We start from the raw sequence: 15,163 nt of genomic DNA, 5'->3' as shown, positions 1-15,163 counted from the left end.
TTTTCCCGAAAAAAAAGGCGTTGCGAAAAATTGACTCGTTTCGAGCCGGAGGGACCGGTGCGCGCTCAGCGGCGGATCATGCGCTGGCCTTGCGCTTTTCGTAGATCGGCTGGTCGCCGAAGAGGACCGTGGCCCGGGTGATCCGGCAGGCGGCGATGTCGGGATGGGAATGGATGTCGAACATGATGTCGAGCATCGTATCCTCCATCACGGCGCGGAGACCGCGCGCGCCGGTGCCGAGCGCCCGCGCCCGTTCGACGATCACGTCGAGCGCGTCTTCGTCGACGTACAGGTCGATGCCGTCCATCGCGAAGAGCTTCTGGTATTGCTTCAGAAGGGCGTTTTTCGGCTGCGTGAGGATGTTTTTCAGGGCCTCATCCGAGAGTTCGTTGAGCGCGGCGATGACGGGCATCCGGCCGATGAGTTCGGGGATCAGGCCGAAGCGGAGCAGGTCGTCCGGCTCCACGTGCTGGAAGATGGCCGGATCGTTCTTATTGATCCGCTTCGCGTCGTCGGCCATGAAGCCGATGGAGCCGGCCGAGAGCCGGTGCGAGATGATATCGCCGAGGCCGTCGAAGGCGCCGCCGCAGATGAACAGGATGTTGGTCGTGTCGATGTTGATGAGGCTTTGCTCGGGGTGCTTGCGCCCGCCCTTGGGCGGCACGCCGGCGATGGTGCCTTCGAGGATCTTGAGCAGCGCCTGTTGCACCCCTTCTCCCGAGACGTCGCGCGTGATGGAGGCGTTGTCGCTCTTGCGCGCCACCTTGTCGATCTCGTCGATGTAGATGATGCCTCGCTCGGCCCGCTCCACGTTGAAGTCGGCGGCGTGCAGCAGGTGCGCGAGGATGCTCTCGACGTCTTCCCCCACGTATCCGGCTTCGGTCAGCGCGGTGGCGTCGGAGATGGAGAACGGCACGTCGAGGATGCGCGCGAGCGTGCGGGCGAGAAGCGTCTTGCCCGTGCCCGTCGGACCAATGAGCAGGATGTTCGACTTTTCGAGCTCCACGTCGTCGAAATCGTGGAGGTAGTCCTGCGCGTCGATGCGTTTATAATGGTTGTAGACAGCGACCGAAAGGGCCTTTTTCGCGCGTTCCTGACCGATTACGTATTCGTCGAGCGCCTGTTTGATCTCGAAGGGCGTCAGCCGGGGATGGTGGGGCGTGGCGCGGCGCGCGTTCGCCGGACTCGGGCCGCCATGGTAGGCGGCCAGGTCGCTCCGCACGATGCCCGCCGCGTCGTTGATACACCGGTCGCAGATGTACACGTCGGGACCCGCCACCATCGAGGTCACCTCATGGGCCGTCCGCCCGCAAAAGGAACAGCGAATCACGTCGTCCCCGCGTCGATTGCTCATATGCTCTTGATCGCCCTGAGTGGAATCTGATAATGCCCCAACCCTCATGCACCTCGCGCGGGGTCATGGTACATATATCGCTCGTTTTCCGCAACCACTTAAACCCGAAGGAGCGATTGACCCATGTGAAATCCCGGCGCAGCCGCCCGCTCTCCCCGATACTTCGAGCAAACTACTGATCCTTCGGGGCCTACCCCGCGCGCCGCCGCGCCTTGCCAGCCTCCGATCCCTGCGCCGGGTTCCCTTTCTCCCGGAAACCCGACACCGACCGGGGGATTCATACGGTCTCGGCCGGGCAAATTTTTCGGTTCCGTCTACCCGGCGCCCTTCGCACGCAGCTAAACGCCCGCATCCCTCCATGGCTCTTCCGGAGCGCCTCCTCCCCTTCCCCGAGCCTTTTCTCGAGCGTCTCGCGGCCATCGTTCCTCCGGAGCGACTCGACGCCGTGCTCGACGCGTTCCTCACGCCGCGCGACGCCGGGTTCCGCATCAATACGCTCCGGGCCGAGCCGGAGGTCGTCGTCGAACACCTGACGGCGGCGGGGCTGACGCTTCACGAGGTCCCCTGGAAAGCCGATGCCTTCCGCGTTCCGGCGCACGAACGGGCGGCTCTTCTGGCCTCGGACGCCTACGCACGCGGGTGGATCTATCCGCAAAACCTGGCGAGCATGATCCCGGTGGAAGCCCTCGCGCCGGAACCGGGCGAGCGCGTACTCGACCTCGCTGCCGCGCCGGGAAGCAAGACGCTGCAGATCGCCTGCCGGATGCGGAATACGGGCGAGGTGGCGGCGGTGGAGGCCGTCAAGAGCCGCTTCTTCCGCCTCCGCGCCAACCTCGAGGCACAGGGCGCCACGCGTGTGCGCACCTTCCTCCGCGACGGCGCGACGGTCTGGCGGCATCGCCCCGAGCACTTCGACCGCGTCCTGCTCGACGCCCCGTGTTCGAGCGAAGGACGTTTCCACACGAGCGCCCCGGAATCGTACGCCTACTGGAGCCCGCGCAAGATCAAGGAGATGGCGCGCAAGCAGCGCCGCCTGCTCTTCTCCGCCGTGCAATGCCTCCGCCCCGGCGGCGTGCTCGTCTACGCGACGTGCTCCCTGGCGCCGGAGGAGAACGAAGCCGCGATCCACCGCCTCTTCAGAACCTTCGGCGACGCCCTTCGCGCCGAGCCGCTCGGCCTCGCGCTCGACGACGCGCAGCCGCCCCTCGAAGCCTGGCGCGGCCGACGCTTCGATGCCCGCCTCGCCCACGCCCGACGCCTGCTCCCCTCGCCGATCATGGAAGGCTTCTTCGTGTGCAAAATTCGGAAGCTCGAAAGCACGCTCCGATAGCCGACGTCAGTGAAAGGCGGCCTTGATGCGTCCCTCGTGCTTGAGCACGTCCGCGATGGAAACCCACGCATGGTCGTCGCCCGGGTCGAGCTTGAACGTGGCATCGAATACGGGGAACGTTCCGTCGTCCGGCGCGGCGAACCAGATCGTCGCCACGAAGCGGCCGAACGTGGTGGCGTCTTTGTACGTCTTGAGCAGCACGGGCTTATCGAGCAACAGCTCCTGGACGCGGGCTTTGGCGGCGAAGGCCGCTTCCCGTTCGGCGCCCCTCGTGCCGCGCAGTTCGGGCGTGTCCACGTCGTAAAAACGCACGGTCACGTATCCGTATTGCATCCATCCGAGGTCGACGAAGAAATCCGCCGTGTCGCCATCGACCACGTAGCGGCACACGGCGCGGTTGAGTCCCCGGTCGTTGGCGTCTGCATAGCCGGCCGGGTGCTCATCGAATTCAGGGGGGGTGCGGGACATGGGCGTTGCCTCTTTGATTCGGTCATCCGTTAATCGTTCAAACGCCCGGACGCATCAAGCGTCAAGCCATTCGACGAGGAAGCCCACCCACGCCAGGGTGCTTCCGAGCGCGAGTGTGGCGACATATCCGGTGAACAGCCGGGGGCTGATGCGCCCATCCCGGCGCTGACGCCAGGCCCGGTACACGCCGTCGGCACTGATGAGCGAGATCACCACGGCGATGAGCAAGAGACGTTCAGGAGTGAAATACATGCCGGAAAGATCGGACCGATGAGACCACTCCGGTGATAATCCGCCGCGACGCAAACGTTTCGGGAGCGGTTCATCCGCCCGCGAGGCAGGCTTTCACGTACTCGCGCCGCATGCGGGCGATGGCCGAGATCGAGATCCCTTTGGGGCAGACGGCTTCGCACTCGGCGTGGTTCGAGCAGTCCCCGAAGCCCTCGGCCTGCATCTGCGAGACCATGCGTTCCACCCGGAGATGACGTTCGGGCGAACCCTGCGGCAAAAGGGCCAGGTGCGCGATCTTCGCCGCCGTGAAGAGCGACGCCGAAGCGTTCGGACACGCCGCCACACACGCGCCGCACCCGATGCAGGCGGCATAGTCGAACGCCTGGTCCGCATTCGGCTTCGGGACCGGCAGGTTGTTCGCGTCCTGGGCGCTGCCCGTATTGACGGAGACATATCCGCCCGCGGAGATGATCCGGTCGAAGGCGCCGCGATCGACGACGAGGTCGCGGATGACGGGGAAGGCCTCGGCGCGCCAGGGCTCGACGACGATGGTGTCGCCGTCACGGTAGTGGCGCATGTGAAGCTGGCACACCGCCGTGCGCTGCTGGGGGCCGTGCGCAATGCCGTCGACGACCACCCCGCACGAGCCGCAGATGCCCTCCCGACAGTCGTAGTCGAACTCCACCGGCTCCTCCCCCTTCTTGATGAGGTCCTCGTTGAGCACGTCGAGCATTTCGAGGAACGACATGTGGGGATTCGCTTCGACCGTATAGTCGACCAGCCGCCCCGACGCATCGGGACCGGGCTGCCGCCAGATCTTCAGGTGAATGGTCATCGTCTTCTTTGCCATACCGAGATTCGTTCTTTGGTCAAACGGAAGAGCCGTGAAGCGCGCGTCGGCTGCCGTGATCCGATGCGCCCTCGCGCGATCCGATGCTCCGTCCCGTTTCACACATGAGACTTTCCCTGTTCGTTCGGAAGCGACTATTTATAGCTTCGCGTCGTCAGCTTCACGTTCTCGAACTTGAGTTCCTCTTTGTGCAGCCGGGGATGCGCCGGGTCTCCGGTGTACTCCCACGCCGCGACGTAGGCGAACTTGTCGTCCCGACGAAGCGCTTCGCCGTCGGGCGTCTGGTATTCCTCGCGGAAGTGCCCCCCGCACGACTCTTCGCGGTGGAGGGCGTCCTGCGCTATGAGCTGACCGAGTTCGAGGAAATCGGCCACGCGTCCGGCGAATTCGAGGTATTTGTTGTACATCGCCTCCTCGCCCGGCACCTTCACGCGTTGCCAGTATTCTTCTCGCAGCTTCGCGATGGCCCCGATGGCGTACTCGAGCCCTTCCCGGTTCCGCGACATCCCGACGTAATCCCACATGATCTTGCCGAGTTCGCGGTGAAACTCGATCACGGTCTTGTCGCCGTTGATGCTCAGGAGCTTTTCGAGGCGCGCGCGGGCTTTGTCTTCCGCTTCGGCAAAGGCTTCGTGGTCGGTCCCGACGCCGTCGAGGCCCCCCTGTGCGATGTAGTTGCCGAGCGTCGCGGGCACGACGAAGTAGCCGTCGGCCAGGCCCTGCATGAGGGCGCTGGCGCCGAGGCGGTTCGCGCCGTGGTCGGAGAAGTTGGCCTCGCCGAGCACGTACAGGCCGGGGATGGTGCTCATGAGTTCATAATCGACCCAGAGCCCCCCCATCGTGTAGTGCACGGCGGGATAGATGCGCATGGGCACCTCGTACGGGTTCTCGCCCGTGATGCGCTCGTACATCTCGAAGAGGTTCCCGTAGCGTTCCTCGATGGTTTTCCGGCCCAGCCGTTCGATGGCGTCTCGGAAGTCGAGGTAGACGGCCTGTCCCGTTTCGCCCACGCCCCGGCCCTCGTCGCACACCTGTTTGGCGTTGCGGGAGGCGACGTCTCGGGGGACGAGGTTGCCGAAGCTCGGGTATTTGCGTTCGAGGTAATAGTCGCGCTCGTCTTCGGGGATTTCGTTCGGCGGGCGTTTGTCGCCTTTTTTCTTCGGCACCCACACGCGACCGTCGTTGCGGAGGCTTTCGCTCATCAGCGTGAGCTTCGACTGATAGTCGCCCGAGACGGGGATGCACGTCGGGTGGATCTGGGTAAAGCACGGGTTGGCGAAAAACGCGCCGCGTTTGTAGCACCGCCAGGCAGCCGTGACGTTCGAGTTCTTGGCGTTCGTCGAGAGGTAATAGACGTTGCCGTAGCCGCCGGTGGCCAGGAGCACGGCATCGCCCACGTGGCGCTCGATCCGGCCGGTGACGAGGTCGCGTGTGATGATGCCGCGCGCGCGCCCGTCGATGACGACGAGGTCGAGCATCTCCCGGCGTTCGTGCATCCGGACCTGCCCCTGTTCGATCTGTCGGCTCAGGGCCTGATACGCGCCGAGGAGGAGTTGCTGTCCCGTCTGCCCCCGCGCATAGAACGTGCGGGAGACCTGCGCGCCGCCGAAGGAGCGGTTCGCCAGCAGACCGCCGTACTCCCGGGCGAACGGGACCCCCTGCGCCACGCACTGGTCGATGATGTTGTTCGAGACCTGCGCCAGGCGATAGACGTTGCCCTCACGCGAGCGGTAGTCGCCGCCCTTGATCGTATCGTAGAACAGCCGCCAGACGTTGTCGCCGTCGTTGGGGTAGTTTTTCGCCGCGTTGATGCCGCCCTGCGCCGCGATCGAGTGCGCCCGGCGCGGAGAATCCTGAATGCAGAAGCTCTCGACGTTATAGCCGAGTTCGGCCAGCGAAGCCGCCGCCGAGCCGCCGGCGAGCCCGGTGCCCACCACGAGGATCGTGTGCTTGCGCTTGTTGGCCGGACTGACGAGTTTGCAGATCTCCTTGTAATGCTCCCACTTCTCCCGCAACGGCCCGTCCGGGATTTTAGCGTCAAGCTTCTTGGTGGTCGTTTCGGTATTCATCACGCGGCGCCTCCGAAGTAGATCCATAAGGGAAGAACCAGAAAGCCGAGGGCGATCAGCAGAGCAAGCAATCCACCGAGGGCGTAGAGGATGGGCGTCAGGCGCGGGTTCGTCGCGCCGAGCGACTGAAAAGCGCTCCAGATGCCGTGCCTCAGGTGCACCCCCAGCAAGAGCATCACGATCGGATAGCCGAATGCATACGCCGGGTGGTGAAACTTCTCGAGCACCAGCTTCGAGAGGTCCCGCATCACTTCCCCCTTGACTGTGGTCACGTAGGCCGGATCGGCATGCAACGGTCCGCCCGGCCCGAACTTGAACGAGACCAGATGGATGACCAGAAACACCAGCAGGATCCCTCCCGTGATGATCATGCTCCGCGAACTCGGCGATTGCATGCTCGGTTTGCCCGCGCTCCGGTACTTCACGTATCGATGCGTGCGCGCCCGGCGTTTGCCCAGCCAGATGTTGATCCCGAGCACGATGTGAAAGACGAAGAAAGCCAGCAGCCCCAGTTCGAGCAGATACAGAATCGGGCCGAGACGCTCCAGAAAATGAGCGTACGCGTTGTACGCATCGGAGCCCTCCAGCATCAGGATCAGGTTCCCCGACATGTGCTCGATCACGAAGATCACGAGCCCCAGCCCGGTTATGCCGGTCAGGATTTTTTTCCCAACCGGCGATTTAATAAAGGATTGGCGTTTGGTCGTGTTCATAGCATCCCGGTTCAGGTTTGCAAACCGCCCCTAAGGTAAACCAAACGGGCAAAGAATGACACCGCCTCCCCCTGTTCCCCCCAAAGATTTTCGGCTTTCATCCCTTCCTAAAAAATGGCCTCTCGCAAGGCGAGAAGATAGCCGTGGGTGCGCCATCGGGACCGGGAGTTACGCCCATGCGCGGCCCCATGCCGCCCCGCGCACGCGCGTTCAGACGAGGCGGCTCGGGGGCGGAGCGGGCTCCGATGCCGCCGGCGTCTCGGACTTCTGCGCCTCGGTCGAGACGCCGCCGTGCGGATCGAAGCAACGGCGGCACCGGGGCTCGTAGGACTCCTTCGCGCCGAGCAGCAGGCGATGCCCGTCGCGGACGAGGCGTTGCGAGTGGTTGGCGGGCGCGCCGCAGACCACGCAGATGGCGTGGAGCTTCGTCACGTACTCGGCCACGGCCATGAGCTGCGGGATCGGCTCGAACGGCGCGCCGAGGTAGTCTTGATCGAGCCCGGTGACGATGACGCGCCTGCCGTCGCGGGCGAGCTGTTCGCAAACCTCGACGAGGGCCGCGTCGAAGAACTGCGCCTCGTCGATGCCGACGACGTCGGCCCCGCCGGCGAGCAGAAGGATCTGCGCCGCCGCGTCGACGGGCGTGGAAGGAATGGCATTCTCATCGTGGGAGACGACCTCCGACTCGGCGAACCGGTTGTCGAGCGCCGGCTTGAAGATCTCCACCTGCTGACGGGCGATGCGCGCCCGTTTCAACCGGCGGATCAACTCCTCCGTTTTCCCGCTGAACATGGATCCGCAGATGACCTCGATCCATCCCGGCTTCTTGTCCCGGTGAAAGACGTGGGGTTCCATAAGACGAATACTACGGTGGGAGGGATGCCAAAAGCGCCGGCATGCTCGAACATGGCTCCGGGCGTCGTTCGCAGGGCGCACGGAGCACGAGAAGCAAGCTTGCGCCGTGCCCCTCTCGACTCCGTCTACCGAACGAGAGCAACCGGAGTGTGTGAGCACGGCGGGCCCGGATGGGGCAAGATACGTGCTCCGGACCTTTGATGCAGGCGGCGCGCCTCGGAAGGGCGGCGGCGCCCCGGCTCAGATGTCGGCGAGCGCGCGGGCGCGGAGCCAGCCGTCGACGCCGTTCGGCAGGCGCACCTTCACCCATGCGCCCTCCGTCGCCGTCACGTCGACGACGACGCCCTCGTGGATGACGCGCTCGGTCTCCGCCGTCTCGTTCGGCCCCGCACGGAGATCCGCCCGCTCGGCCACGACCACGCCCCGCCGGGCCTCTCCGCCGGAGGACGCCGCGAAAGCCGCCGCCAGCAAGAGCATCGCGAGCGTCGACGAGACCGCGAGGGCGCGACGACGCCACGGATTCGGAACGCCCCGCCGGATCCGATAGCCCCACAGCCCGGCGGCGATCAGATAGCAGAAGAGCCCGCCGAGGAAAAGCCCCCACGCGCCCGTCCGGGCCACCACCTTTCGCCACCATTCCCGCCAGAACGGCGCAGGCGCCTCCGAAAAGTGATCGACGAGGCGAGCACGGACGATGCTCAGGTTGTGCGCCAGTTGCCGATTCTCGGGCATCATCCGCCGCGCCTTCTCATAGTACCGGATCGCCTGCCCGAATGCGTCGAGGCGATAGTAGGCGTTCCCCAGATTGTAGTAGAGCAGATCGCTCGCATACCCGGTCGCGAGGGCTTTTTGATAGGCGTCCACGGCGGCGGCGTAGTTTCCCTCGAGATACTGTCGGTTGCCTTCGTCGAACTGTTGCACTGCCTGCTCCACCTGTGCGTGCGCGGGCGAGAGGAGCGTCGTCGAGAAGAGCACTATGAGAAGCAACGTGCGCATGACTATACGTTCACCGGCATTGATTCCTGTTTGAACCGCTCGTCGAAAGCCGCGATGAGTCGTCCGGCGCGGTCGCGGGCGGCTTCCATGGCGGCGCGGTCCGGGAGGATGGGAGCGAAGCGGATCCGATCGCATTCTTCGAGCAATTGCCGGAGGTCCTGCCGGAGGTCGTCGGGGATGCCGGCGCGGGCAAGGCGCTCGTCGAGCTGAGGCCGTGTCAGACCCGTCTCGGCAATGTTGAGCCGATTGCCGATGAAGCCGAGAACGGCGCGTTCCAGCTCGGCATAGAACGCCCGCGGTTCGTTTTTCCGGAGGAGCGTCTCGGCCTCCCGGAGGTGCTTGCGGGCCATCGGATGCGCGCGACGGTTACGGGCGTACGAGACGTCGGTGGCGAGGCGCCGGGTGTGGCGCTGATAGAGCGCCAGTCCGCCGAGCGCAAGGGCGGGCAGCAGCAAGAGTGCGTACGTCCACGGGTTGCGGTGGAGGGGCCGGCGGTCCGTGCGCGTCCACGATGCGCCGTCGATGAGCAGCCCGGCGATGTCGTCCACCGGGAGTCCGGCGGCGGTGGCCCCGACGGGGGGCGTCGTCTCCGCCGCGCCGGTGACGTGGATCACGCGCGGCTCCGAGGTGAGCGTGCGATAGCGCTCCGCCTGCGGGTCGAAATAGGAGAACGTGACCGGGGGCAACTCATACGTCCCGTGCGAGCGGGGGACGAGCACGTACGTGAAGGTCTTCGTGCCCCGGATGCGCCGGCCGCTCCGATCGATGGAGGAGGCGACCTCCGGCTCGTACTGCTCGAACACGTTCGGCGCGGTGAAGGGCGGCGCCTCCAGCGTGGCGAAGTTGCCGTCACCGGAGAGGACGACCTTGAGCTGGAGCGACTCGCCCGCTTCCAGAGCGGTGCGGTCCACCCGGGTGACCATGCTAAACTGCCCTACGGCCCCGCGGAAGCCCGGCGGCGGATTCGGCGGCAGGGGTTTCACGCGGATCGTCAACGGGGCCGAGGCTACGTCGATGGGCCGGTACCGGCGCGAGCGCAGAAAGAAGCTCTCGAAGGGATCGCGGGTGCGCTGCGGGATGATCGCCTCGGTCTCGATGCGGAGCGGGTCGATGCGCAACGCTCCGGCATGCGTGGGAAAGACGGCGGCCCGCTTGAGCACGATGGTATGGTACCGCAGCCCCCCCTCGACCACGTCGCGTGGGATGGGGCGCGTGTCGACGTCGAGCTCTTCGCGCCAGAAGCCCTCGGCGTCCCACGAGTCGGTCAGCCGACTCTGGCGCAACTGAATGCCGTCGCGGAAGAAAAGCTGGTATTCGACCGTGAGCTGTTCGTTCTGATAAGCGGTGCGCTTGGCCGGGACGACGCGGATGAACAGATCCTCGGGCGCGGGGGTCTCCTCTTTCGGCGGTTCGGGGTCACGGTCCGCGAAGGGGTCGAGCAAGCCGGCGAAGGGGTCGCGGCGGCGACCGCGCGTGGGCCGCTGCGCCTGCGGCACGACGGTGAGCGTGATGGCCTCGGTCGTATACACCTCTCCGGCCACCGTCACGCGCGCCGGGCCGATGCGCGCCGTCCCCTCACCGGTGGGCTGGTACGTCCACTGATAGCCGACGCTCTGCTGCATGTTGCCGTTGACGATGGAGATGTTGCGCGAGGTGCTCGGGAAGCGTTGCACGAGCGTGAGGCCCTCCGCCTCCGGCGCCTGCGGCGTCTCGATCTGCGAGAGCCGGCTGCCCTGCACCTCGATGGTGTATACCACCCGCTCCTCCACACCGACGGTGGTCTCGCGCACCGACGCCGTCACTTTCGGCTGCGCCTCGACGGGCCTGGCCGCAAGGACCATCGCCGCAAGCGCAAAGACCGCCGAGGTGATATAGACGCTTCTGTTCATCGTTCCCCCTTCTTCCGTTCGCTTTCGCCCCCTACCAGTCCTTCTCCACCCGACGCGGGCGCGCCTTCATTTTTTGCACCTGCCGGAGCAGTTGTTCCTCCTCGTTCTCCAGGGCCTGCAAAATGCGTTCGGCTTCCTCCGGACTCAGTTCGTCGGGATTCGTCGGCTGTTGTTGCTGTTGCTGCTGTTGCTGTTGCTGTTGTTGCTGATCCTCGCTCTGCTGATCCTGTTGCTGGTCCTGGTTCTGCTGCTGTTGCTCCTGATTCTGCTGTTGTTGCTGGTCCTGGTTCTGCTGCTGTTGCTCCTGATTCTGCTGCTGTTGCTGGTCCAGCCGGCGCCGGGCGAACTCGTAATTGAACTTGGCGTCCTCGTCATCGGGGCGAGCCAGCAAGGCTTTCCTGTACCATTCGACGGCCGCCTCCAGGTCCTCTTGCCGAACGGCGTTGTTGCCCGCGTTATAGGCGGCTCGCGCGAAGTCGGCATCGTCGGAGGCGGTCCCCGTCGCGGCTGTGAACGCCTGCGCGGCGTGCTCGAAGTCGCCTTGCCGGTAGAGGGCGGCGCCGAGGTTGTTGAACAGGCCCGTCCGCACGGCGCCCGTCGGTCGGCCTTCCGCCGCCGCCAGTCCCGCACGATAGGCGTCGGCGGCCTCGGCATACCGTTCCTGCCGGTACAGGTCGTTGCCCACGCGGCCCTGCTTCGAGCCGTCTCCGCCCGCAGGGGTCGCCACCATCTGAAGCACGAAGAAGATCACCAGGGATCGCATCATCTCGGTCGAGGGAAAAAGGGTTCAAAGGGGTCCGAAACCGGTCAGGCCGTCGCCGGGGATCGTGGCGCGCGTTTGCGCCGGTCGCTGACGAAGAGCTCGGCGGCAAGGAGCAGGAGCGCCAGCGTCAGCGGCCACTGATACTCTTCCTCATACTCCTCGAATTTCTCTTCTCCGAACGTCGTCTTGTCCATCCGTTCGAGCGCAGTGGATAGTTTCGAGAGCGAACTCGACGTACGCGCAATGCGGAAGTACGCCCCGCCTTCGGCCAGTTTTTGCAGGGCGTCCTCCTCCAGTTTCGTCGTCACAACGCGCCCCTCGCGGTCTTTCTTGTAATCGACCCTGCGACCGTTCCGGTAGACGGGAATGAGCGTGCCCTCGGTCTCGCCCACCCCCGCCGCGAAGATCACGACGTTCTCCTTCCGAGCCTCCTCGAGGATCTCTTCGATCCCGGCCGTGTGGTTCTCACCGTCGGAGACGAAGAGGAGGGCGCGCGTGCGCTTCTCTTCGGCGTCCTCGGCCGGCGCCTTGAACGCCTTGAGCGCCATGCGGAGCGCCGCGCCGAAGTCGGTGCCGGGGGTGGGGATGAGCGAGGGGTCGGCCACGTCGAGGAAAAGCCGGACCGCACCGTAGTCGGTGGTGAGCGGGCATTGGATGAAGGCATCGCCCGCGAAAACGACCAGCCCCACACGGTCGCCCCGGAGCTCGTCGAGCATTTTCTTGATCTCGTTCCTGGCGCGCTCGAGCCGGTTCGGGGCCACGTCTTGCGCCTGCATCGAGAGGGACACGTCGAGGGCGATGACGAGGTCCACGCCTTCTCGCTTGACCTCGCGGAGCCGGGATCCGAAGCGGGGTCCGGCCAGCGCCACGGCCATGAAGAGCACGCCGAGCACGACCACGGCGCCCTTCCAGCGCCGCCGGCGCGCGCTCACCGAGGTCAGCCGCGTCACGAGGTCGAAGTCGCCGAGCCGCCGGAACGCCTCGCGCCGCCGCCACGCCGCCCACAGGAAAAGCGCCGCCGCCAACGGCGCCGCCGCAAGGGCCCATAAATACGTCGGATGAAGCCAGTCCATGAGGTCGTCGCAAAAGTTTGAGGTCGGCGGAAAAGCTTACGGAAGCCGCCGGAGCCGGGTGTTCGTCAAGAGCAATTCGAGCAGGAGCAATCCGAAGGCGGGCCAGAGGAAGGACGCATAACGCTCGTCATAGTCGGTGTACGTCCGCTCTTCGATCTTCGTCGTCTCCAGCTCGCCGATCTCGCGGTAAATCTCCCGCAGGGCTTCGTTATTGGTGGCGCGGAAATATTTCCCGCCGGTTTTGTCGGCTATGGCCTGAAGCATCTGTTCGTCGATCTCGACGGGCACCATGCGGCGCTGCCGTCCGGCGAAGGGGTGATCGACGACGAAGGGCGCCTCGCCCTCCGCGCCGACGCCGATGGCATAGACCCGCACGCCCATGGTGGCGGCCACCTCGGCGGCGGTCTCGGGGCTGAGTTCGCCCCGGTTGTTCTGCCCGTCGGTGAGGAGGATGACCACCTTGCTCTTTGCCTCGGTGTCCTTCAGCCGGTTGACGGCCATCGCGAGGGCCGTGCCGATGGCCGTGCCGTCCTCGATCACGCCGACCTCGACTTCACGAAGCATCGAGAGGAGGAAGTCGTAATCGAGTGTGAGCGGGGCCTGCGTGTACGCTTTCGCGGCGAAGACGACGAGCCCGACGCGGTCCGAGACGCGCCCCCGTATGAACTCCTCGCCCACCTGCCGGGCGGCTTCGAAGCGGTTCGGGCGGAAGTCCTGCGCGCGCATCGAGGTGGAGGTGTCGAGCACCATCATGATGTCGACGCCCTCGGCGAAGCGCTCGCGCGTGACGTTGCGTTCCTGCGGGCGCGCCAGCGCGAGGATGCCGAGCGCGAGCACGCCCATCCTCAGCAGCGGCGGGAGCAGGCCCATGCGTGCCCACAGCGTCTTCGGAGCCGCCTGCGCCGAGGCCACGTTGCTGAAACGGAGCCCGTCCTCCCGGCGCGCACGCCGCCACGTCCAAACCCCCACCACGGGGACGAGGATCATCAACCACAACCATCCGGGTTCTGCAAACGCCATGTCGCTCAACCGTTTATCTCAGGTTCTTCCCGGTGCTCCGAGGCGCGCCCTCGGCGCGATCCCTCCGGGCCTCCGCCCGCCGTTCGCTCACGCATAAACGCCGGAGTCTCCCGAACGTTCTTCGTCCCATACGACCCCTAACTTTTTATCGTTCAACTCTTTATCTCCGCGCCCGGACGGCCGCCGCAAGCCGGGGCAAGACCGTCCCCGCCGGTCCGAGCGCCACCTCGTCCACGTCTCCGGCGATGGCGCTCGGCGCAACGTTGACCTCCGCCACGTACGCGCCGTGCTCACGGGCGAGGAGCGGGATCTCCGCCGCCGGATAGACGACCGCGCTCGTCCCGATGCTCAGAAAAACGTCGGCCCTTCGCGCGGCCTCATGCGCCGTCTCGAGCGCCTCCACCGGGAGCATTTCCCCGAACCACACCACGTCCGGGCGGAGATAGCCGCCACAGTCCGGGCACCGCGCGGGCTCGCCCGAAGCGAGCATCCTCAGGTCGGCTTCCGCGGCGGGGCGGCGGCAGTCGATGCAAAAGCTCCGGGTCAGGTTGCCGTGCAGTTCGACGACGTTGCGGCTCCCGGCTCGGCGGTGAAGGTCGTCCACGTTCTGCGTGATGAGCGTAAAATCCGGGATCATCGTTTCGAGTTCGGCGAGGGCCAGGTGGCCGGCGTTCGGCTCCGCCTCCTCGACGAGGGCGCGGCGGTGCGCGTACCATGCCTGCACGAGTTCAGGATTGCGGAGGAACGCGCGTACGTTTGCCAGCTCCTCCGGCCTGAACCGCTCCCAGATCCCGCCGGGCTCGCGGAACGTGGCGATGCCGCTCTCGGCGCTGATGCCCGCGCCGGTGAGCACCGCGACGCTGCGGGCGCGCGCCAGGCGTTCGACGAGGGTGTCGGTGAATGGAGCGTGCGGCATCATGTTCGAGCGGTTCGGGGACCGGGAGGGACGGAGGCGTCGTCTTTCGCACGTACGGCCCGTACGCCGAGCGCCATCGTCACGAGCGCGGCGAGACGAAGCACGGCCTCGACGGTGAGGGCGCGGTGCGCCGGGCTGCCCCACGGCCCCTCGAACAGGCCGGGGACGTCCAGCGCCAGCGCGAGCACATGGACGAGGCCGAGCGCGAGCGCCGGCAGCCACCCCGGGCGAATCATCAGCCAGCCCAACCCCGCCACGACGGCCAGCACGAAGGCGCTCGCCACCCACGGCTCGGCCACCCGTTCGGGCGCGAGCACGTAGCCCGCGAGCAGCCACGTGTACAGCCCCGCCTGTATCGCCAGCGTGTCCGCCAGCGGACGGCGCGAGCGAGGGGTGAGCCGACGGGCCGGAAGCGCGTAGAAGAGCGCCAGCGCCAGCGGCGGCAGGTTGGCCAGGCCGCCGTAAACCGCCGTCACCGCGCCGACGAGCGCCGGCACGAGATCGACCGGACGCAGGCGGCGCTTCATCGGCTCAGGCACAGGCGCCGGAGTCGGGCGCGACGGCATCGCATCCCCGCCCGCAGGCGGCATCGCGCCCGGCGGCTCGCTCGCTCCGGTCATCCGCTCGGGCGGCGTC

At 66.2% G+C, this 15,163-nt stretch carries 14 protein-coding genes and 1 pseudogene; 1 reads left to right on the top strand and 14 read right to left on the bottom strand.

Annotated elements, in window-relative coordinates; all coding sequences use genetic code 11:
* Positions 1-76: 76 nt before the first annotated feature.
* The gene (clpX, locus tag AC1HIY_RS04410; protein WP_479575495.1) at positions 77-1,354 is read right to left on the bottom strand and encodes an ATP-dependent Clp protease ATP-binding subunit ClpX; all 1,278 of its coding nucleotides are present in this window, start codon (positions 1,352-1,354) and stop codon (positions 77-79) included.
* A gap of 358 nt (positions 1,355-1,712) precedes the next feature.
* On the opposite strand from clpX, the gene AC1HIY_RS04405 reads away from it, so the two are divergent.
* A complete protein-coding gene (locus tag AC1HIY_RS04405; RefSeq protein ID WP_479575494.1) occupies positions 1,713-2,684 on the top strand; it encodes an RsmB/NOP family class I SAM-dependent RNA methyltransferase in 972 nt (323 codons plus the stop codon).
* Between the two features lie 6 nt (positions 2,685-2,690).
* Here the strand turns inward: AC1HIY_RS04405 and AC1HIY_RS04400 are convergent, their stop codons facing one another.
* The 13 genes and pseudogenes from AC1HIY_RS04400 to AC1HIY_RS04340 all read right to left on the bottom strand — a co-directional run.
* Complete coding sequence (locus tag AC1HIY_RS04400) at positions 2,691-3,152, bottom strand: thermonuclease family protein (RefSeq protein WP_479575493.1); 462 nt, start codon at positions 3,150-3,152, stop codon at positions 2,691-2,693.
* 54 nt (positions 3,153-3,206) lie between these two features.
* Positions 3,207-3,404, bottom strand: a complete 198-nt coding sequence (locus tag AC1HIY_RS04395; RefSeq protein ID WP_479575492.1) for a hypothetical protein — start codon at positions 3,402-3,404, stop codon at positions 3,207-3,209.
* 70 nt (positions 3,405-3,474) lie between these two features.
* Positions 3,475-4,218, bottom strand: coding sequence for a succinate dehydrogenase/fumarate reductase iron-sulfur subunit (locus tag AC1HIY_RS04390; protein ID WP_479575519.1), 744 nt, complete (start codon positions 4,216-4,218; stop codon positions 3,475-3,477).
* 149 nt (positions 4,219-4,367) lie between these two features.
* Entirely contained in the window at positions 4,368-6,302 is a 1,935-nt protein-coding gene (locus AC1HIY_RS04385; protein WP_479575518.1) for a fumarate reductase/succinate dehydrogenase flavoprotein subunit, read from the bottom strand.
* The gene (locus AC1HIY_RS04380; protein WP_479575491.1) at positions 6,302-7,015 is read right to left on the bottom strand and encodes a succinate dehydrogenase cytochrome b subunit; all 714 of its coding nucleotides are present in this window, start codon (positions 7,013-7,015) and stop codon (positions 6,302-6,304) included. Before AC1HIY_RS04380 ends, AC1HIY_RS04385 begins: the two co-directional genes overlap by 1 nt.
* 210 nt (positions 7,016-7,225) lie before the next feature.
* Positions 7,226-7,870 (bottom strand): thymidine kinase, encoded by a 645-nt coding sequence (locus AC1HIY_RS04375; RefSeq protein ID WP_479575490.1) that lies wholly within the window; start codon positions 7,868-7,870, stop codon positions 7,226-7,228.
* 240 nt (positions 7,871-8,110) lie between these two features.
* Positions 8,111-8,866 carry an SH3 domain-containing protein gene (locus AC1HIY_RS04370; protein ID WP_479575489.1) on the bottom strand — a complete coding sequence of 252 codons (756 nt, stop codon included), beginning with the start codon at positions 8,864-8,866 and terminating at the stop codon, positions 8,111-8,113.
* 2 nt (positions 8,867-8,868) lie between these two features.
* Entirely contained in the window at positions 8,869-10,755 is a 1,887-nt protein-coding gene (locus AC1HIY_RS04365; RefSeq protein WP_479575488.1) for a BatD family protein, read from the bottom strand.
* 31 nt (positions 10,756-10,786) lie between these two features.
* Positions 10,787-11,521 carry a tetratricopeptide repeat protein gene (locus tag AC1HIY_RS04360; protein WP_479575487.1) on the bottom strand — a complete coding sequence of 245 codons (735 nt, stop codon included), beginning with the start codon at positions 11,519-11,521 and terminating at the stop codon, positions 10,787-10,789.
* A 41-nt stretch (positions 11,522-11,562) separates the two neighbouring features.
* Positions 11,563-12,591: a VWA domain-containing protein gene (locus tag AC1HIY_RS04355; RefSeq protein WP_479575486.1), complete on the bottom strand. Its 1,029-nt coding sequence runs from the start codon at positions 12,589-12,591 to the stop codon at positions 11,563-11,565.
* 36 nt (positions 12,592-12,627) lie between these two features.
* Positions 12,628-13,611, bottom strand: a complete 984-nt coding sequence (locus AC1HIY_RS04350; RefSeq protein ID WP_479575485.1) for a vWA domain-containing protein — start codon at positions 13,609-13,611, stop codon at positions 12,628-12,630.
* A gap of 160 nt (positions 13,612-13,771) precedes the next feature.
* Positions 13,772-14,527: an SIR2 family NAD-dependent protein deacylase gene (locus tag AC1HIY_RS04345; RefSeq protein ID WP_479575484.1), complete on the bottom strand. Its 756-nt coding sequence runs from the start codon at positions 14,525-14,527 to the stop codon at positions 13,772-13,774.
* Positions 14,527-15,163, bottom strand: a pseudogene (locus AC1HIY_RS04340) (hypothetical protein); the annotation flags it as partial. The pseudogene AC1HIY_RS04340 and the gene AC1HIY_RS04345, both read right to left, overlap by 1 nt.

The sequence above is a fragment of the Rhodocaloribacter sp. genome (assembly GCF_056451265.1).
This window is presented reverse-complemented; position numbering and strand designations above follow the sequence as displayed.